General features: G+C 62.4%; 17 protein-coding genes. 13 read left to right on the top strand and 4 right to left on the bottom strand.

Annotated features, from left to right (window positions below; genetic code table 11):
* Positions 1-21 precede the first annotated feature (21 nt).
* Positions 22-1,272, top strand: a complete 1,251-nt coding sequence (locus F7R20_RS01965) for an MFS transporter (RefSeq protein ID WP_003200611.1) — start codon at positions 22-24, stop codon at positions 1,270-1,272.
* A gap of 26 nt (positions 1,273-1,298) precedes the next feature.
* On the opposite strand, the gene F7R20_RS01970 is transcribed toward F7R20_RS01965, so the two are convergent.
* Positions 1,299-3,290 (bottom strand): sigma-54-dependent Fis family transcriptional regulator, encoded by a 1,992-nt coding sequence (locus F7R20_RS01970; protein WP_003200609.1) that lies wholly within the window; start codon positions 3,288-3,290, stop codon positions 1,299-1,301.
* Between the two features lie 194 nt (positions 3,291-3,484).
* Between F7R20_RS01970 and F7R20_RS01975 the strand changes: the two genes are divergently transcribed.
* The 3 genes from F7R20_RS01975 (at position 3,485) to F7R20_RS01985 (ending at position 6,303) form a co-directional block, all read left to right on the top strand.
* Entirely contained in the window at positions 3,485-4,507 is a 1,023-nt protein-coding gene (locus tag F7R20_RS01975; protein WP_003200606.1) for a Gfo/Idh/MocA family oxidoreductase, read from the top strand.
* Positions 4,504-5,295, top strand: coding sequence for a TIM barrel protein (locus F7R20_RS01980; RefSeq protein WP_003200604.1), 792 nt, complete (start codon positions 4,504-4,506; stop codon positions 5,293-5,295). Before F7R20_RS01975 ends, F7R20_RS01980 begins: the two co-directional genes overlap by 4 nt.
* An 81-nt stretch (positions 5,296-5,376) precedes the next feature.
* Positions 5,377-6,303: a sugar ABC transporter substrate-binding protein gene (locus F7R20_RS01985; protein ID WP_003200602.1), complete on the top strand. Its 927-nt coding sequence runs from the start codon at positions 5,377-5,379 to the stop codon at positions 6,301-6,303.
* A 49-nt stretch (positions 6,304-6,352) separates the two neighbouring features.
* On the opposite strand, the gene F7R20_RS01990 is transcribed toward F7R20_RS01985, so the two are convergent.
* The 3 genes from F7R20_RS01990 to F7R20_RS02000 are packed head-to-tail and all read right to left on the bottom strand — an operon-like array spanning position 6,353 to position 8,825.
* A complete protein-coding gene (locus tag F7R20_RS01990) occupies positions 6,353-7,114 on the bottom strand; it encodes a PAS domain-containing protein (protein WP_003200601.1) in 762 nt (253 codons plus the stop codon).
* The gene (locus tag F7R20_RS01995; RefSeq protein WP_003200599.1) at positions 7,115-7,786 is read right to left on the bottom strand and encodes a response regulator; all 672 of its coding nucleotides are present in this window, start codon (positions 7,784-7,786) and stop codon (positions 7,115-7,117) included.
* Complete coding sequence (locus F7R20_RS02000; protein ID WP_028236564.1) at positions 7,755-8,825, bottom strand: ATP-binding protein; 1,071 nt, start codon at positions 8,823-8,825, stop codon at positions 7,755-7,757. The genes F7R20_RS01995 and F7R20_RS02000 overlap by 32 nt, the downstream gene beginning before the upstream one ends.
* A 248-nt stretch (positions 8,826-9,073) precedes the next feature.
* Here F7R20_RS02000 and F7R20_RS02005 point away from each other — a divergent pair, with 248 nt between their 5' ends.
* From F7R20_RS02005 to F7R20_RS02045, 9 genes are all read left to right on the top strand, one after another.
* A complete protein-coding gene (locus F7R20_RS02005; protein ID WP_003200595.1) occupies positions 9,074-9,520 on the top strand; it encodes a dimethylamine monooxygenase subunit DmmA family protein in 447 nt (148 codons plus the stop codon).
* A complete protein-coding gene (locus F7R20_RS02010; protein WP_003200593.1) occupies positions 9,517-10,446 on the top strand; it encodes a PDR/VanB family oxidoreductase in 930 nt (309 codons plus the stop codon). Before F7R20_RS02005 ends, F7R20_RS02010 begins: the two co-directional genes overlap by 4 nt.
* 11 nt (positions 10,447-10,457) lie before the next feature.
* Positions 10,458-11,474 carry a heme-dependent oxidative N-demethylase family protein gene (locus F7R20_RS02015; protein WP_003200591.1) on the top strand — a complete coding sequence of 339 codons (1,017 nt, stop codon included), beginning with the start codon at positions 10,458-10,460 and terminating at the stop codon, positions 11,472-11,474.
* A 27-nt stretch (positions 11,475-11,501) separates the two neighbouring features.
* A complete protein-coding gene (locus tag F7R20_RS02020) occupies positions 11,502-12,632 on the top strand; it encodes an aminomethyltransferase family protein (RefSeq protein WP_003200589.1) in 1,131 nt (376 codons plus the stop codon).
* 30 nt (positions 12,633-12,662) lie between these two features.
* Complete coding sequence (purU, locus tag F7R20_RS02025; protein WP_003200587.1) at positions 12,663-13,529, top strand: formyltetrahydrofolate deformylase; 867 nt, start codon at positions 12,663-12,665, stop codon at positions 13,527-13,529.
* Positions 13,530-13,550: 21 nt separating this feature from the next.
* Complete coding sequence (locus tag F7R20_RS02030) at positions 13,551-14,918, top strand: NAD(P)-binding domain-containing protein (RefSeq protein ID WP_003200586.1); 1,368 nt, start codon at positions 13,551-13,553, stop codon at positions 14,916-14,918.
* A 13-nt stretch (positions 14,919-14,931) separates the two neighbouring features.
* Entirely contained in the window at positions 14,932-17,274 is a 2,343-nt protein-coding gene (locus F7R20_RS02035; protein ID WP_003200584.1) for a DUF1989 domain-containing protein, read from the top strand.
* 77 nt (positions 17,275-17,351) lie between these two features.
* Entirely contained in the window at positions 17,352-19,031 is a 1,680-nt protein-coding gene (locus F7R20_RS02040) for an APC family permease (RefSeq protein ID WP_003200583.1), read from the top strand.
* Between the two features lie 96 nt (positions 19,032-19,127).
* Positions 19,128-20,042, top strand: a complete 915-nt coding sequence (locus F7R20_RS02045) for a bifunctional 5,10-methylenetetrahydrofolate dehydrogenase/5,10-methenyltetrahydrofolate cyclohydrolase (protein ID WP_028236568.1) — start codon at positions 19,128-19,130, stop codon at positions 20,040-20,042.
* Positions 20,043-20,183: the final 141 nt, after the last annotated feature.

A 20,183-nucleotide genomic window follows, 5' to 3' on the forward strand; every position in this document is an offset into this window, starting at 1 on the left:
GCCACCCTGGAGGAGATGGCGATGACACACACCCGCTTTTATGGAAAAACCGTACTGGCCTGCACGTTCATCCTGGCGATTATCGGCTGGGGGATCGGCTTCTATGGGCCGCCGATTTACATGCAAGCCGTCATGGAGCGCACGGGTTGGCCGATCGCCCAGGTCTCGGCTGCCGTGACCTTGCACTTTCTCAGCGGCACGCTTGTCATCGCCAACCTGCCGCGCCTTTACGCGCGCTTCGGGATACCCGCCATCACCCTGCTGGGCAGCATCGTCCTGGGCATTGGCGTAAACATCTGGGCTCACGCCAACCAGTTATGGGTGCTGTATACCGGCGCCCTCTGCTCGGGTATCGGCTGGGTGACATTGGGTGCTGCGGCCGTTAACACCCTGATCGCGCCGTGGTACGTCAAGGAGAGACCCAAGGCCCTGGGCAAGGCCTACAACGGCGCCAGCCTGGGTGGGGTGATCTTTTCGCCGCTGTGGGTGTTGCTGATCGAGCGGTTCGGCTTTGCCATGGCGGCGCTGGCGATCAGCATTGTCGCGGTGCTGCTCATAGGCGCCTTCGCTTTCCTGGTCTTCAACAAAAGCCCAGAAAGCCTGGGGCAACATCCCGACCATGCAGACCAACCGGAACCCGTACCGATCAGTGCCAGCGCCACGCCGTGGACCGCCATGCAGACCCTCCGCTCGGCAAGTTTCCGCACCCTGGCAGCCGGTATGTCCTTGGGGCTGTTCGCCCAGATCGGCTTGATCGCGCACCTGTACTCGATTCTGGTGGGTCGCATGGGGGCGCATGAGGCCTCATTCGCCATGGGTCTGGCCACTGCCAGTGCGATGGGCGGGCGATACGTCGCCGCACGCTTGATGATCCAAGGCATGAACCGCCGACAACTGGCCTGCCTCGGTTATGTCATCCAGATGCTGGGCACGCTGATGCTTCTCGGCCTGGATCTTCACCCGACAGTGGCCTGGATAGCCGTGGTGTTGATCGGTTCAGGCATTGGCAATGCCACCTCCTTGCCGCCACTGATAGCCCAGACCGAGCTCAGCCGTGAACAAACCGCCAGGGTAATCGCCCTGATGGTCGCGATCAGCCAAGCCACCTACGCCTTCGCCCCGGCCTTTTTCGGCCTGTTGCGCTCGCTCTTCACCGATCCGAATCACGCCATCGTCGCCGTCGTGACAACAGCAGTCGTCGTGCAGGGGCTCGCCATTTGGTCGTTCTTTCGGGGCGTGTCCGCTCGCTGCTTCAAGAAAACCGCTTTCTGACCTCCCCCCTGGCCATGCGTCACCCGCTAAGAACGAAATGCATCAACCTTGAGCCCAAACCGGCTCATTTTGTTGTACAACCCACCCCGCGACACATTCAGCCGCTGAGCAGCCAGGCGGATATTTCCGCGCGTATCCTTGAGGGCGGCGATGATGGCATTCATCTCATGGGTGCCAAGGTCCGGCGCCATCCGCGGCTCAGGGACACTTCCCCATGTCGATGGGCGCCCTCGCTGCCTGATTTCCAAGGCAAGATCGCTCGGCTCGATCAGTTCGGTCATCGCCAGGTTGGTGGCCCGCTCAATGACGTTTTCCAGCTCACGGACATTGCCTGGCCAGTGATAGGCGCCAAGCATGTCCAGCGCCGCGGGCGAAAGGTCCTGCATCGACTTGCGTAGCGACCGGGCACAACGCGCAAGAAAATGCCGCGCCAGCAACGGCACATCTTCGCGGCGCATCCGCAGTGGCGGCACCGTCAGGTTCAGCACGTTGAGCCGGTAGTAAAGATCCTCACGAAAGGCGCCTTCGGCCACTGCCTGGCTCAGGTTGCGGTGGGTGGCGGCGATGATGCGCACGTTGACCCGCAGCGATTTTTTCGCCCCCACCCGTGTCACCTCGCCTTCCTGCAGGACACGCAGCAGGCTGACCTGCGCATCAAAGGACATGTCACCGATTTCATCGAGGAAGATCGTCCCGCCATCGGCCAATTCGAACTTGCCTGCCGACCCACCGCGCGCCGCTCCGGTGAAGGCGCCTTCGACATGACCAAACAGTTCGCTCTGCACCAGGTCACGGGGAATGGCGCCGCAATTGACCGCCACGAAAGGCCCGCCACATCGGTCGCTGCCATTATGGATAGCCTGGGCGAACAGCTCCTTGCCAGTGCCGCTCTCACCGAGGATCAGCGTGGTCGAATCACTGCGACTGGCAATCCGCGCCAGGTGCAGTGCATCCTCAATCGCCTGTGAGCGGCCGAGGATGGTTTCGAAGGTGTAGCTGGCCTGGGTGCCAATGATCCGCCGGGTGATTTCCCGGATGCGTCGGTTCTCGCGCAACGACACAATCCGCCCGCCTTGCTCCAGCGGGCAGACCGACACCAGGCAGGCCAGATGGCTGCGGTCGTGCAGTTCAAAGGTGCAATCCAGGTCCCGCACCCCTTCCCCGCCCCCCAGCAGGACGGCATCGGTCAATTCGCTCTGGCCCAGGCTCTTGAACGGGCTGCCGAGCAGGTCACGGCCGACGCGGAACAACTGTCGGGCGTAATGGTTGAGCGCCTTGATGCGGCCCTGCTCATCCAAAACCACCAAGCCCTCGTTGAGCACCTCAAGGACTGTCTGTTGTTCTTCCAGCAAGGCTTGCAGCGCCATCTGCCTCGAGACCGCCTCGGCCGCGGCCTGGACCGTGCCCAGCGTATGGAAATGAAACCAGCCGGGTTCCGCCGTCAAGGTCAACATACCCAGCGTCCGGCCCTGGGGATCGCGAATTGGCGCGGCGGCGCAATGCATGCGGCGCTGGCGCAGGCCAAGCCCGAAGTTCTCCTCGGCCAACACATACACCAAACGGTCTTCGACGATCGCCAGCCCGGTGCAATTGGTGCCCTGTACCGACTCCAGCAGTCGACTGCCAATGGGTGTGAGGTCCAGGCCACAGAAATACAAAGTCGTGCCTTCGGCATCGGTCAGGTTGATATGGCCCCTTGGGTTATAGGCGAGCAAACCGCGCATGACTTGCGCCGCAGCGGCGATCAGCACCCGGTTGGCTGCCAGGGTCGCGGTCAGGTCGGCAGGCGCGACAAAACGGTACTCGCCGTCTTCCGGATCGAGGCCGGCAGCGACGCTGCGCAACCAGGACTCCCAAATCACCCGGCGGATCCCGGCAGGCCGTTCGATAGCTCCCTGCAAGCACGCGCGCCAAGCCTCATCCAGCGCAGTGCCTGGCCCTTCGTTCAACGACGCGGGGCCCAGCGTGGTGAGGTAGTCACGGTCTTCGGCGCTCAATGCTGCAGGTTGCTGGTTCATTATCCGGCCAACTGTTCATATTTTCGACATGTCAGTATAGACATGTCATTTAAATGAACATGAATTTCAATAAAAACAAATAAATTCCCTTTAGTATCAATTAGTTAATTATTGGCACAGCACTTGCTCCCTGCCTGGACAGACGAGGACATTCTTACCGCCGAGTCGTAAAAACAATAAAGGGAGTCATGTTCATGAGCACATCCAAGACCATTCACCTTGGCCTCATCGGCGCCGGCCGCATGGGCAGTTTTCACGGCCTGACCGCCGCCCGGCACATCCCCGGCGCCTGCCTCGCCGCCATCGCCGACCCTACCCCCGGCCAAGCCGCACGCTTGGCGGCAGAACTGGACGTGCAGAAGGTCTATACCGACCCACAGCAATTACTCGGTGACCCGGACATCGACGCCGTGCTGATTGCCGCCCCGGCACGCAGCCATGCCGAATTGGTGATCAGTGCGGCCCGGGCCGGCAAAGGGGTGTTCTGTGAAAAACCGATGGCCATCACCCTGGACGAAGCTGACCGCGCCATCGCCGCCGCTGCTGACGCGCGGGTGACGCTACAAGTTGGCTTCAACCGTCGCTTTGCCAGAAGTTTTCGCACTGCTCACCTGGACGTGGTCGGCGGCCGCATCGGTACGCCACAACTGCTGCGCTCGCTGACCCGCGACCCAGCGCTGAACAACCCGGCCGCGTCGCCGCAATGGGTAATCTTCCTCGAAACCCTGATCCATGACTTCGATGCCCTGCGCTACCTGAATCCGGGCGCCGAAGCGGTTGAGGTTTTTGTGATGGCCGATGCCCTGATCGCACCGGACTACAAGGACAAAGGATTTCTCGACACCGCGGTGGTCACGATCCGTTTCGATAACGGCGCCATCGCCACGGCCGAGGCCAATTTCCAGGCAGTGTATGGCTACGATGTCCGCGGCGAAGTGTTCGGCAGCGCTGGCATGCTGACCATGGGCAACGTCAACGACTCTGACTTGCTGCGGTACCTGGCCAATGGGGTCCAGGCCGACACCCAGCGCATGGACACCGACCTGCTGCGTGATGCCTATGTGGCCGAGCTCAACCACTTCGTCAGTTGCGTGCGCAGCGGTGAAAAACCTCTGGCCAGCGGTGAAGACGCGCGGGCAGCACTGGCGATTGCCCGTGCCTGTATCGAGTCCTTCCAGCAGGGCAAAGCGGTGCGTGTGCAAGGAGCTCTGTCATGAGTTTCACACCGTTCAAACTGGCGATCAGCGCCGAGATGGTCTTCCTCGACCTGCCCTTTACCGAGCGGGTCAAACGCATCCACGCACTAGGCTTCAGCGTCGAGATATGGAACTGGACGACCAAAGACATCCGGGCCCTCTCGGCGACCGGCGCGGATTTCACCTCCATGACCGGCTACATCTGCGGCAACCTGACCGATCCCGAGGACATCCAGCACCTGCTCGACAGCACCCAGGAATCCTTGGCCGTCGCCGCTCAATTGGGCTGCCCTAGCCTGAACCTGCATGGCACCGGCCTGGGTGACCAGGGGTTGCCGGTCAAACCTGTTGCCCAAACCACTGGCCGCATGTGGTTGAACGCCTGCAAGACGCTGGAAAAAATCGCCCGCCTGGGCGAGGACGCGGGTCGGGTTTTCCTGCTGGAAAACCTCAACACCGAAGTCGACCACCCGGGCACACCATTCGCCCGCGCTGACGACACCCTGGCGCTGATCGAGGCCGTGGGCAGCCCGCACCTGAAGATGAACCTGGACCTCTATCACGCACAGATCGGCGAAGGAAACCTGATCGAACTGATCCAGCGCGCCGGCAGCGCCATCGGCGAAATCCAGGTTGCCGACGTCCCGGGGCGCATGGAGCCCGGTACCGGTGAAATCCATTATCCCGCCATTGCCAGGGCCTTGTTCGGCATGGGATACAGCGGTGTCGTCGGCCTCGAAGGCTGGGCCAGCGGTGACAGCGAGGTTGCGCTTGAGCGTTTCAGGCAGGCCTTCACGCTTGATCGATAAAGCGTTCGTCTAACTCAAAACGTGCGGCAGATTTTCATCTTTTGGTGACGTACAACTCATAACAACAAAAGGAAAACCATCATGCGTCGTTGCACACTGCTTTTCGCCACCCTGCTATTGCTCTTCAGCCAATGGGCCGCCGCCGACTATCGCATCGGCGTCAGCATCGCCAGGGTCGACGACAACTTCATGACCTACGTGCGTAATGGCCTGGACGAGGCCGCGAAAAAGGAAAACGTGCAGATTCAGTTCGAGGACGCCCAAGGCGATGTGGTGCGCCAACTCAACCAGGTCCAGGGCTTTATCAACCAGCAAGTGGACGCGGTCATTGTCCTGCCGGTGGACACCTCCGCCACGGCCAACATCACCCGCGCCGCGGTCGAAGCGAAGACGCCGCTGGTCTACGTCAACCGTCACCCGGACGAGCGCACCTTGCCCAAAGGCGTGGTCACGGTCGCGTCCAATGACATCGAGGCCGGACAGTTGCAAATGCGCTACCTGGCCGAAAAGCTCGGCGGCAAGGGCAACCTTGCGATCATCATGGGCGACCTGGCGCAAAACGCCACCCACGACCGCACCGAAGGCGTCAAACAGGTGCTCAAGGATTATCCCGGGATCAAGATTGTCGAGCAGCAAAGCGCCGAGTGGCAGCGCAACAAAGGGATGGACCTGACCAGCAACTGGCTATTGGCGGGCAGTCGTTTCGATGCCATCGTCGCCAACAACGACGAGATGGCCATCGGTGCGGCCATGGCCTTGCAACAGGCCGGCAAAGCCAAGGGCGAGATCGCGATTGTCGGCATCGACGGCTTGCCTGACGGCCTGGCAGCGATCAAGCGTGGGATGCTGGTCGCCTCGGTGTTCCAGGACCCCAAGGCCCAGGCGACCAGCGCGGTACAGGCAGCACTCAAGATGATCAAGGGAGAGCCGGTGGAAACGGACGTCTGGGTGCCCTTTCAGTTGATCAAGCCTGAGCAGTTGGCGGTGTTTGAACAACATTACAAGTAGCGACACGCTCGACACTTCGCCGCGATCCCGGCCAGGGATCAGCGGCGACTCAGCGAACTGAGGCCTGACCTGCCGCTCGCTCGAAAATCGCCCCCTCTATACCCAGCACTTCACGCGTATCGGCATAGATCCCGATGCCCTTTTCCCAGACGTGCTTGATCGACTGATCGGCGCAACGAATCCGGTAATTGAGCTCGAACGGCTCGTTGCGCGACAACGCATATTGCACCTCGCGCCAGACGTAGTCGGCATCCTGCGCCAGGATCAGGCTGTTGTAAGTGAACTCATGATTGTCCACCAGCCGCTCCGCAGGATATCCGGTCAGTTGCAGGCAGCCGGCACTGACAAACTCCATAGTCCAGTCGCGGTTGTTACGGCCCCGATAGATCAGCCCAGGCATGCTATCGAGCAGGCTCATGCTGCTGCGCTGACTGGCCTGCAAGGCAATTTCGCGGCGTTTGTGTGCCGTGACGTCCCCGACGACCAGATAGAACCCCTGCGGGCCGCGCTTGAGGTTCACCTCGAACCAGCGTAATTCACCAGAAGGATGTACAAAACGCAGGCGTTGATTGAACGAGGTCTCGGGACGCCGACGCAGCTCATGCAAGGCCTTGCGCCACAGCGGGCGGTCTTCCTGGTGCACATAATCGATGAGATTGCGCTCCGCGCCCGGCGCCCCCATCAACTCGGTCCAGGCCAGGTTGAAGTGAGCGATCTGGCCGTTGTCGCGCAATTCCAGCAGGGCGGCGGGAAAGCGATCCATCAGGTGCACGCTCGGTGTCTGTGCAAAAGCTTCCGGGCTTTCCCTCATCTAATGACGCTCCTCGTGTCTTACCGACGCGCCGTTGTGCACCCACGCCGCCAACTCCAGACGTGAGTGCAGGCTGAACTTCTGCAACAGATTCCTCACATAAATCTTGACCGTACCATCGCTGATTCCCAGTTCCCGGCCGATCTGTTTATTGCTCATGCCGGCACCGATCAGGGCCAGGGTCTGCCCTTCGCGCTCGGTCAGGTTGCCTGTGTCTGGCAGGTCCGGGTCGTACGCAGGCCGGCTCACCGATTCGTCCTGATCGGCCAGCAGGGCAACCAGGGTTGAATCCAGAACGATCGCGCCCTTGTGGCAATTGCGCATGTAGCTCAACAACGCATCGGGCTCGGTTTCCTTGAGCACATAACCACTGGCCCCCAGGCGCAAGGCCGTCAACAGCTCGGCGCGATCCATCGACGCAGTGAGCACCACCACCTGACAGTCGAGGCGCAACTGACGCAGTTCATCGAGCACCTGCAAACCACTCAAGCCGGGCATGTGCAAATCGAGCAAGACCTGCTGCGGCGCCAGGCTCACGGCCAGGTTGATGCCTTCGCGACCGCTGGCCGCCTGCCCCACCACTTCGAAGTCGTCACTGGCGCCGAACAGCTGCGCCAGGCCTTTGCGAAACAGCGGATGATCATCGATCAGTAATAAGGTTGTGCAGTCCATCGAAACTCCCCTGTGGCTGGTCTTGATGGCAGCGAAGGCCAAGATGTACGCGGACCCCATGCGGGCGGATCGCCTCAATTGTCAATCGGGCGCCAATGTTCGCGGCGCGCTCGCGGATAATCGCCAGACCGAAATGATTGGCCTCCCCTGACGCCGGACTGAGTCCGATGCCGTCATCCTCCACCGAAATGGAGACATCACCGTCCTGGTTTTGCCGCAACTCGATGCGGACATGCCGCGCATGGGAGTGGCGCACCGCGTTAGCCAGTGCTTCACGAATAATCTGCAAAATCTGTAACTCGGTTCCCGGGCTCAAAGCATCGTCAGCCAGGCGGTTGTCCAGCTCGAACACGATGATGCAGCGCCGCGAGAACTCGGCGACCGAGTCGGCCAGTGCCTGGCGCAGCGAGCGCCCGTCCATGGTCAGACGCGCACTGGTAATCAACTCGCGCACCTGGCGCTGCAACTGGCTCAAGCCAGCGCACAGGTCCTGCAAACCCGCAGTGGCTTGTTCCGGCTCGCCCAACTGGGATTGCAGGCCATGGGCCTGGAACGACAGGTAACCGAGTTGCTGTGCCACCGAGTCGTGCAGCTCACGGGCCAAGGCACCGTGGCGGGACGTCGCCTGTTTGCGCTGCTGCTCACGGTTGTAGCTGCGCAAGCGCACAGCCATGCCTACCGCCTGCGCCACCTCTTCCAGTAACTGGCGCCAACTGGCACCGGCCCGTTTCGGGCTATCGAGCAGCAACACGCCCTTTTGGCCCTCGGGCAAGGCGCACACCAGTCGGTGCACGCCGCGTTGCCGACACGGGCCGCAGCTTTGGGGGGTGTCTGCCGCGCTTGCGTCGCGCCAGGGGCAAGTCACCACGTCCTGGCAGCCCTCGATCAAACCGCGTCGCGTCGGGCTGAGGTCCTCGCCGCCAAGGATCAGGTTCAATCTGGCAGGCGGCAGCAGTGCGTCGAAACGGTCCAGAAAACCCGATAAGGCACCGTCAGCGTGCGCCTGGCTCAAGGGCAACCCGGCCAACAGCTTACGCACGCTGCGGGCCTGTTCAGGGCGCACAGGCCCTAACCAGAGCGGCCACCACTGCGGTCGTGTTCGCACTCTCGATAACTCCCCGTCCGGTTGCTCCACATTCCTCGAACACCAGCAACTTCCATGCCCCGGACGGCCGTGTAGCAAGGCTTATCTCCAAAGGCATAGCCCTTTTTCCAGATTGAGAAGATTTTCCCCATAGGAAAGTATCTCTCCCAACAGGAAATAAAAAAGCACTTTGGAGAGCCCGCATGAAGCCCACCCTTAGCCGCCCCATCGTGGTGATGCAATCGGCAACCGTCTGCACAGAGGTTGTCGCTGAACTGGACAATCCCCTGCTGTTGAACGGCGAACAAGCCGACTTCACCCGGCACCTGCAACAGGCCTTGGCCAGCGCAACCGTTGGGTGTCGGCTCTACCTGCTGGGCGATGAAGCTTTTGTCTGGCGTGTTCACGGGCAGGCTCGCGCCGCTGGCCTGGAAGACGACGAGATCAGCATGACCTGCGCAACGCCCGGCCTGCGCCAGGTGTACTGCGCGCACTGTGGCCTGACCCAGGCGGCCGGGCCGGAGTCGTCGCTGAACTGCGTCGGTTGCCACGTCGGGCTGGAGGTGCGCACGCATTTTTCCCGGCGCCTGGGGGCTTACCTCGGCGTGTGCATCAACCCCGACCAACCCTATGCGGCATTCCAGCCATGAGCGCGGTCCTCGACGTTCAGGTCAGCGCGGCAAGAATGCTCACGCCGGTGGTGCGCGAATTCACCCTGACGGCCTGCGACGGCGCCCTGCCCGGCTTCTCGCCCGGCAGCCATGTGCAGGTGCATCTGCCACTGGCCGAGGGCAAGGTGCGCAACGCCTACTCGCTCACCAGCGACCCGGCGCACACCCAGCACTACCGCATCGCCGTGCGCTTGCAGGACGCTTCTCGTGGCGGCTCGCAGTACCTGCATCGCCAGGTGCAGGTCGGCGACACGTTGCAGATTTCACCACCGGCCAATCTGTTCGCCCCCCACGGCACTGCACGCCTGCATATCTTGATCGCCGCCGGCATCGGCATCACGCCGTTCATGGCCTATATCGCTGCGATGGAACAGCAGCAGGCCGATTTCGAACTGCATTACCTGTTCCGCCCGGGCCTGAGCGACGCCTACCTCGACGAACTGCAACTGCGCCTCGGCGCGCGCCTGCATGCCTATGACAATCGCCCCGACCTGAGCCAGATCCTCGCCGACCGGCCGCTGGGCAGCCATGTCTACACCTGTGGCCCGCAGTCTCTGCTCGACGCGGTTGAGCGTGAGGCCTCGCGCCTCGGTTGGCCGCGCAAGCGCGTGCATTCGGAAACGTTCAAAGGCGCGCAACCCGGCCAACCCTTCGACCTGCACCTGCTGCGCAGCGGTCGTCGCCTGCGGGTGGAGGCCGACCAGAGCCTGCTCGAAGCCCTCGAACACGCAGGCCTGCAAGTGCCCAACCTGTGCCGTGGCGGGGTCTGCGGCCAGTGCATCACCCGCCACACCGGCGGTGCCATCGAACACCGCGACAGCTTCCTCTGCCCGGCCGAGCAGGCCGACTTTCTGATGCCCTGCGTCTCACGCGGCAGCGGCCCCTGCATTTCGCTGGACCTATAGGAGTGAGTGACATGCCCCTGCAAGCGAGCCCCGTGCTGAGCTATCGCGATGATTTCAGCTTTCGCAACAGCCCTGCGGCAATCCGCCGTTTCCCCTTCCCCTTTGTCGAGGACAGCTACCTGTACTCGGTCAATATCGAACCGGCCACCTCCCGCGACCCCGGCTCGATCTATGAGCATGCCTTCGACATCGACGAGCACTACTGTTCGGAAATGGCCGAACGCGCCCTGGTACTGGATCAGGACCCGCGCCGCTACCTGGTGATGCCGCACATGCAAGTAGCAGCCTGGGATGCCTTGCAGATGCTGATGGAACACCTGGCCGCCGACTATCCGCAGTGGTTCAGCCTGGTGCGTGACGGCGACCGCTGGCATTGGCGAAACCGCCTGCTGGAGATCGATCAGCCGTTCATTTTCGGTGATGCCACCAGCCTGCCCTGCGCGCCGCTGGAGTTCATCGGCCGACAGGTTCAGGGGGATTTCGCCCTGCTCGATCAACGTGACAGCGATCTGTACATGGACGCCGGCCTGGTCACCAGTCCCGCTGACTGGTCCCTGGCCTTCGACGCCGGCATGAGCTTCAAGCAGTGGCATTCACCGGTGCCCATGGCCCACCAGATGGGCGTGTTCGACCGTGCGCTGAAGTATCTGCTCAACCTGCAAGTGGGTCAGCCGGTGCGGCGCCTGAACTGGACCCTGACCATCAAGCCGCGCCTGGACTCCTCGCCCGAGACGTTCCATGAATGGGGCGCCGACCGCGGCCGCATCACCGCCGAAAACGTCGGCCAACAGGTGCATCTGCGCGTCGAGCTGCAGGTGATGGCCCGTCTGCCGCGCAGCAACGCGGTGATGTTCAGCATCCGCACCTACCTGATCAGCCTGGACGAACTGGTCACTCAACCCGGCTGGGGTTGTCGCCTGCATCGCGTGCTGCGCGACCTGCCCGGCCCTATCGCCGACTACAAGGGCATGACCCGCTACAGACACACGCTGGTCGAGTGGCTGAGCCAATTCGACCCGCACGCCTGATCTCTCTTTCCCGACAAGGACCCTCACATGACCCTTTCATGGCGTATTTCTGCATTGGCCGAGCGGCACCGTGCCCTCGGTTCAAACCTTGAAGACTGGAACGGCATGGGCACCGCCTGGACCTACAGCAGCGCGCTGGCCGACCACCACGAAGCGATCCGCACCCGTGCCGGCCTGATGGACGTGTCGGGGCTGAAAAAAGTCCATTACGTGGGACCCCATGCCGAAAGCCTGCTGCAATGGGCGACCACCCGCGACATCGCCAAACTCTACCCCGGCAAATCGGTGTACGCCTCGATGCTCGACGAGGACGGCAAGTTCGTCGATGACTGCATCGTCTACCGCACCGGGCCTAACGCGTTCATGGTGGTGCATGGCGCTGGCACCGGGCATGAAATGCTGGTGCGTTCCGCCCTGGGCCGGCAAGTGGCGGTGCTGTTCGACGACGACCTGCACGACTTGTCGCTGCAAGGGCCGCTGGCGGTGGACTTTCTCGCCGAGCACGTGCCCGGCGTCCGCCAGTTGCCGTACTTCCATCACCTGCAGACGCGCCTGTTCGAACGCCCGGTGATGATCTCCCGCACCGGCTACACCGGCGAGCGCGGCTACGAGATTTTCTGCAAGGCGGCCGATGCACCGTTCCTGTGGGACAGCATCCTCGAACAGGGTGCCAGCCTGGGGATTATCCCGTGTGCCTTCACCGCGCTGGACTGGCTGCGGGTGGAAAGCTCGCTGATGTTTTTCCCCTATGACAACTCGCAGATGTACCCCTTCGCTGACCAGAAGGCCGGCGACACCCTGTGGGAAATGGGCCTGGATTTCACCGTCTCGCCCGGCAAACAAGCCTTCCGTGGCGCCGAGGAACACCTGCGCCTGCGCGGTCAGGAGCGTTTCAAGATCACCGGTGTGCTGCTCGAGGGCGTACGCCCGGCCGAGGCCGGCGACACCCTGTGGCAGGGCAACCAGCAAGTCGGCGTGATCACCTGCGGCATGTACTCGCGCCTGAGCAAACGCTCGATGGCCATCGCCCGCCTGAGCGTCGCCTGCTCCGTGCCCGGTATTGCACTGCAGGTGCGCGGCAGCCTTGAAGCGGGCGCCGTGACCCATGCCCTGCCCTTCGACGACCCGGAAAAAACCAAACGCACGGCCAAGGGCTGAGCCGCCCCTTAATTTAATCAGGAGCCTTCAATGGACGCCTCCAGCGAACATTACATTCTCAAGATCACCTGCCCGGCGGCATCCGGGATCATCGCCGCGATCAGCGCCTGCCTGGCCCGGCAGCAGTGCTACATCAGCGAACTGGCACAGTTTGACGACGAGTTCACCGGGCAGTTTTTCATGCGCGCGGTGTTCCGTTTCAACACCGGCGTCGACGGTGATATAGGCACCCTGCGCGAAGGCCTGGGCGACCTGGCCGGCGGCTTCGACATGCAGTGGCAGTTGTTCAGTTCGCGCCAACCGACCCGGGTGCTGCTGATGGTCAGCAAGTTCGACCATTGCCTCACCGACCTGCTCTATCGACACCGCAAGGGCGAGATGGACATGCACATCACCGCCGTGGTCTCCAACCACCTGGACCTGCGGGCCATGGCTGAGCGTGAAGGCATCCGTTTCATTTACCTGCCCATCACCAAGGACAGCAAGGCCAGCCAGGAGGCCGAGCTGATGCGCATCGTCGAAGACACCCAGACCGACCTGGTGGTGCTCGCGCGCTACATGCAGATTCTGTCCGACGGCCTGTGCCAGCAGTTGTCGGGGCGTGCGATCAACATCCATCACTCATTCCTGCCCGGATTCAAGGGCGCCAAGCCGTATCACCAGGCCTACGACCGCGGCGTGAAGCTGATCGGCGCCACTGCCCACTACGTCACCAGCGACCTCGATGAGGGGCCGATCATCGAGCAGGAAATCCAGCGCGTCGATCACACGCACCTGCCCGATTCGCTGGTTGCCATCGGCCGCGATACCGAAACCGTCGCCCTTTCCAAGGCACTGAAATACCACCTGGAACACCGGGTATTCATCAACCAGGACAAGACAGTGATCTTTCGCTGAAACCCTTCAGGAGGCACGCTCATGACAATACGCGTAGCAATCATCGGCGCCGGCCCGTGCGGCCTGGCCCAACTTCGCGCCTTCCAGTCGGCCCGCGACAAGGGCACCGCCATTCCCGAACTGGTGTGCTTTGAAAAGCAACAGGACTGGGGCGGCATGTGGAACTACACCTGGCGCACCGGTCTGGACGAGAACGGCGAACCGGTGCACGGCAGCATGTACCGCTATCTGTGGTCGAACGGCCCGAAGGAATGCCTGGAGTTCGCCGACTACACCTTCGAAGAACATTTTGGCCGCCCCATCGGCTCTTACCCGCCACGGGAAGTGCTCTGGGACTACATCAAGGGCCGCGTCGAAAAAGCCGGGGTACGGGATTACATCCGTTTCAACAACGTGGTGCGCCAGGTCACCTTTGACGAAGCGACTCGCCGCTTCACGGTGGTCGCCCACGACCACGGCAGCGATACCCAGACCTCGGAAGAGTTCGACTATGTGGTCAACGCCTGTGGGCACTTTTCGACGCCGAAGATGCCGTACTTCCCCGGATTCGAGCAGTTCGGCGGGCGCATCCTGCACGCCCATGATTTTCGCGAGGCGCTGGAGTTCAAGGGCAAGGACCTGCTCATCGTCGGCAGCAGCTATTCTGCCGAAGACATCGGTTCCCAGTGCTACAAATACGGAGCCCGCAGCATCACCAGCTGCTACCGCACCGCGCCCATGGGCTATGACTGGCCCGCCAATTGGGAAGAAAAGCCGCTGTTGCAGCGCCTGGAAAAAAACCGCGCGTACTTTATCGACGGCACCCACAAGACCATCGATGCGGTGATCCTTTGCACCGGCTACAAACATCACTTCCCCTTCCTGCCGGACGAACTGTGCCTCAAGACCGATAACCGGCTATGGCCGATGAACCTGTACAAAGGCATTTTCTGGGAGTCCAACCCGCAACTGATCTACCTCGGCATGCAGGACCAGTGGTACTCCTTCAACATGTTCGACGCCCAAGCCTGGTACGCACGCGATGTCATCCTGGGGCGCGTTCAACTGCCTGATCAGGCTGCAATGATCGCCGACAGCCGGCAATGGCACGAACGGGAACAGACACTGGAAACCAATCAGCAGATGTTCGAATACCAGGGTGCCTATATCCAGCACCTGGTGGACGCCACCGACTACCCGAACTTCGACATCGCCGCCGTCAATGAAACCTTCCTGCACTGGAAGCATGACAAAGCGGAAAACATCATGGGTTATCGCGACAAGTCCTATCGCTCGTTGATGACCGGCACCCAGTCACCGCCGCACCACACCCCCTGGCTGCATGCACTGGACGACTCGATGGCGGCGTACCTTGCCGAGCCGCCAACGTCCATCACGTCGGTCGGCTGACCGGGAGGTTCTCATGAACGCACCTCGTGTCTCTCATCCCCGGGAGCCCGGACTGTTTGCCCGGGCCCCGGCCCTGGAGCGCTATCGGGTAGCGGCCGGCGGCCTGACGCTGGTGGCCTTGCAGCCCGGCGACAGCCTGCAAGTGATCGACCTTGAAGGACAGCAACCCTGTGAACTGCTGGCCGTGGACGCCAACGGTCGTAGCGCGCTGGCGGCCTGGGCATTGAGCGGTTCGGCGGCCTGCGGGTTCATCGGCGCACGGCTCACCGAGCCGACGGTGCAAGCTCGGCGCATCAACCAAGCGTTGAGCCGACGCGGTGTCGAGCCTTACCAACTGCCCAGCGCGGCTTCGCTCTGGGACGAGGACAGCCCTGCCGACTTCAGTCGCCACTTCGTCGCCAGCGATGAACTGCTGGTAATTGTCGCCGCCCCCGCAGGCCCCACATCCGTCGATCGACAGTACCGGCCCAGCGAACTGCGGTTGTGGGTGACCCGAGCCAATCCCTCGTCGCTGCTGCTCCCGGCGTTACCCGAACCGTTGGGTGAGTTATTCGACGAATTCACAATTCACGCCGGCACCGCCCACAGCTACACCGTCGGCAAAGGGCAGTACGTGCAGGTGCTGGATGTCGCCGGTCGCCAATGCTCGGACTTCGTCGCCCTCGATCGACGGGCACTGGATCGCGGCCTGGAACTGGACCTGGACCAGACCGTCACCCGTACCCTGAACGGCAGCGCCTACCCGGCTCCGGGACTGTTCTCGAAGTTTTTCGACCGGCAGATGCAGCCGATGCTGGAAGTGGTGCGTGACACCGTCGGCCGCCACGATTCCTTCGCCCTGGCCTGCGCCGCGCGCTACTACGAGAGCCATGGCTACTTCGGGCACGACAACTGCAGCGACAACCTGAGCCGGGCCCTGGCGCCCCACGGGGTCGAGGCTCGCAGCGGTTGGCCGGCGATCAATTTGTTCTTCAACACCGGGATCGACGCTCACCAGCAGATGACGTTGGACGAGCCCTGGTCGCGTCCCGGCGATTACGTACTCCTGCGGGCCATGACCGACCTGCTGTGTGGCAGCACCTCATGCCCGGATGACATCGACCCGGCCAACGGCTGGAACCCGACCGATATCCAGGTCCGCATCTACAGCGAAAAGGAGCGTTTTTCCATCGCCATGAGCACTCGAACCACGGCCGATGCCGACCCGATCCTCACCCGTGAGTCCGCGTTCCACTCACGCACCAGCGCCTTGACCGGCAGCTTTACCGACTACCGCAATTGGTGGCTGCCGTTGCGCTACGACGGCTATGGCGCAATCGAGGAATACCTCGGTTGCCGTGAACGCGTCGCGGTGATGGATCTGACCGCCCTGCGCAAATTCGAAATCATCGGCCCCGACGCCGAAGCCTTGCTGCAGTACTGCCTGACCCGGGATGTACGGCGCCTGGCGGTGGGTCAAGTGGTGTATTCGGCGATGTGCCACGAACACGGTGGCATGCTCGACGACGGCACCCTGCTGCGCCTGGGCCCGGACAATTTCCGCTGGATCTGCGGTGAGGATTACGCCGGGGCCTGGCTGCGCGAACAGGCACAAAAGCTCGGCATGAAGGTCTGGGTCAAATCCGCCAGCGAGCAGATTCACAACCTGGCCGTCCAGGGCCCGATGAGTCGTGAGCTGCTCAAACAGATGGTCTGGACCCCAGCGACCCAACCGAGCCTGGAAAACCTGGGCTGGTTCCGGTTCCTGGTGGGCCGCCTGGACGGTTACGACGGCTGCCCGCTGATGATCTCGCGCACCGGCTACACCGGCGAACTGGGCTACGAAGTCTGGTGCCAGCCCGAAGACGCCGAGCGGGTCTGGGACCGGATCTGGCAACTGGGCCAACCGCTGGGCCTGGTGCCACTGGGCCTGGAAGCGCTGGACATGCTGCGCATCGAAGCCGGGCTGATTTTCGCCGGCTACGAATTCAGCGACCAGACCGATCCTTTCGAGGCGGGTATCGGCTTTTCTGTGCCGATGAAAAGCAAAACCGACGACTTCATCGGCCGCGATGCGCTGTTGCGGCGCAGCGCCCACCCCACTCACAAGCTGGTGGGCCTGCAACTGAGTGGCAACGAAGCCGCCCACCACGGTGACCCGGTGTATCGCGGCCGGGCCCAGGTCGGGGTCATCACCAGTGCCTGCCGCTCGCCGCTGCTGGCCAGCAACATCGCGCTGTGCCGGGTCGATGTGGCCTGCGCCGACGTCGGCACCATGCTTGAGATCGGCAAAGTCGATGGCCTGCAGAAGCGCATCAGCGCCGAGGTCACCGCAGCGATTTTCTACGACCCGGACAAGAGCCGGGTGCGCAGTTGATCAACCAGACGGACCTGAGCGCCACCCTGACTTTGACTGCCCCCACTACTCCGCTACTCAGACATGGGAATACGAAGATGGAAGCGACTACGTTCGAGACCGTACCGCAGGCCGCCAGCTCAGTGGGCAGCCTGCACCGCAAGATCGATTGGCGCGGGGCATTCTGGGTTGCCAGTGGCGTACCCGCGCTGGTGCTGTTTTCAATCGGTGCGATTGCCGCCACGGTGGGCAAACCGGCGTGGATCGTCTGGATCGTGTCGATCCTGTTCGGGTTTATCCAGGCCTTCACCTACGCCGAAATCGCCGGACTGTTCCCGCACAAATCCGGCGGTGCCTCGGTCTATGGCGCGGTCGCCTGGGTGCGTTACAGCAAGCTGATCGCACCGGTTTCGGTGTGGTGCAACTGGCTGGCCTGGTCGCCAGTGCTGTCGATCGGTTCTGGGCTGGCAGCCGGTTATATACTCACCGCACTGTTCCCCGCCGATGCGCTGATCAATACCTGGCAACTGACCCTGCTCGATCTGGGCTGGATCAAGAGTGGCCTGTCGCTGCGGATCAATGCGACATTCGCCATCGGTCTGTTGATCCTGCTGACGGTTTTCGCCGTGCAGCATGGCGGCATTCTGCGCTCGGCGCGTCTGACCCTGGTGCTTGGCGTGACATCGCTGATCCCCTTGCTGCTGGTGGGCGTGGTGCCGTTGTTCACCGGTGATTCGGCCCAGGCCAATTTCCTGCCGTTGTACCCCCTGGCCCATGATGCGGCCGGGCAAGTGGTCGATGGCCCCTGGGATCTGTCCGGCTGGTCGCTGATGGCCGGCGGTCTGTTCATGGCCGCGTGGTCCACCTACGGCTTCGAAACGGCGGTGTGCTACACGCGGGAATTCAAAGACCCCAAGCGCGACACGTTCAAGGCGATTTTCTATGCGGGCCTGCTGTGCATCCTGGTGTTCACCCTGGTGCCCCTGGCGTTCCAAGGCAGCCTGGGGCTCGGCCAACTGGTGACACCGGCGGTGCTGGACGCCAGCGGCGCAGTGGTTTCTCCGGCGGTCTACAACGGCCTGTTGTCGCCCGCGATCTACAGCGGCATGGGCGTCGGCCAGGTGATGGCGGACAGTATCGGCGGCGGCAAACTGGTCGCCAACATCGTGCTGATCATGCTGGTCCTGGCCACCTTGCTGGCGATCATGACGTCGATGTCCGGCTCATCGCGCACCTTGTACCAGGCGTCGGTGGACGGCTGGCTGCCGAAGTACCTGGGCCGCACCAATGAACACGGCGCGCCCACCGCCGCGATGTGGACCGACCTGTCTTTCAACCTGCTGCTGTTGCTGATGTCCGACTATGTCTTCGTGCTCGCCGCGTCCAACGTCAGCTACATCATCTTCAACTTCCTCAACCTCAACGCTGGCTGGATCCATCGCCTGGATCGTCCCGACTGGGCGCGCCCGTACAGGGCCCCTACCGTGCTCCTGGTGGCCGGTGGCGTGCTGAGCTTCGTCAACCTGGCCTGCATGGGGCTGGGCGCCGATATCTGGGGCGCCGGAACCCTGATGACCGGCCTGCTGCTGGCGCTGTTGATCCTGCCGGTGTTCTGCTACCGCCACTATGTGCAGGACAAGGGGCTGTTCCCCGAAGCCATGCTCAACGATCTCTACGTTCAGGCCGACACGGGTCAGAAACGCGCGGGCTGGTTGCCTTACCTCACGCTGATTGCGGGTGTCCTTGTGGTGTACGGCAGCCATCAATTGGTAGTCTGAGCGCCCTTGCCTGCAGATCCCTGATGAATCATCGAGGTGCAACGACGCCTCGATGATTATTTCGGCCCTCTATCCATCAAGACAACGGTGACTCTTTTGATCAGCACCACCCCCGCACTTGCCCGCGACATCGACGGCAAGGCCATCTCCGCCCGGGTTCTCGACGAGGTTCGAGAAGAGGTTCTGACCCTGGCGCAGCAGCACATTTACCCTGCCCTGGCGGTACTGTTGGTGGGTGAAGACCCGGCCAGCGAGGTTTACGTGCGCAATAAGCTGCTGCGAGCCAAGGACGTCGGCATCCGCTCACTGGAGTACCGTCTGGCTGAAAACACCAGCCAGCGCCAGGTGCTGGAACTGATTGCCCAACTGAACGCCGATGCCACGGTGAATGGCATTCTGGTGCAGTTGCCATTGCCGGGGCATATCGACGAGGCGGCCGTCATTCATGCCATCGACCCGATCAAGGACGTGGACGGTTTTCATCGGGAAAACGTCGGCGGCCTGGTGCAAGGCATAGAAGTCCTTACGCCCTGCACGCCCAGCGGCTGCATGCGTCTGCTGCAGGAAACCTGCGGTGATGTGAGCGGCCTGCACGCCGTGGTCGTCGGGCGCTCGAACATCGTCGGCAAACCCATGGCGACCCTGCTGTTGCAGGCTCATTGCTCGGTCAGCGTGGTCCACTCACGCAGCGTCGATGCCCCGGCGTTGTGTCGACTGGCCGATATCGTCGTCGCAGCGGTAGGCCGTCCAGCGCTGATCGATGCCAGTTGGCTCAAGCCTGGGGCGGTGGTGATCGATGTCGGGATCAATCGTATTACCGACGAATCCGGCAGCCATCTGGTGGGCGATGTCGACTACGCCAGCGCGCGCACCGTCGCCAGCGCGATCACGCCGGTACCCGGTGGCGTCGGGCCGATGACCATTGCTTATCTGCTCAAGAACACCCTGATCGCCAGCCAGTTGCAGCACGCCCGTGGGCTGGCATCTGCTAGCCGTCTGGTGGTGAGTTGAGCACAACGCGTACGGCCCGTTCGAGGGTGTAATGCTGTTCACTTGAGCGTTCCCGGAGATTTTGAGTTTCTGTTCCGAGAGGCATGCTTTTTACGTGAGGATGGTGTGTATATCCGTTGCTGCGGTAACGGCTACTTAGGG

This window comes from Pseudomonas brassicacearum subsp. brassicacearum, assembly GCF_008801605.1.
GTDB classification, from domain to species: Bacteria; Pseudomonadota; Gammaproteobacteria; order Pseudomonadales; family Pseudomonadaceae; genus Aquipseudomonas; species Aquipseudomonas brassicacearum.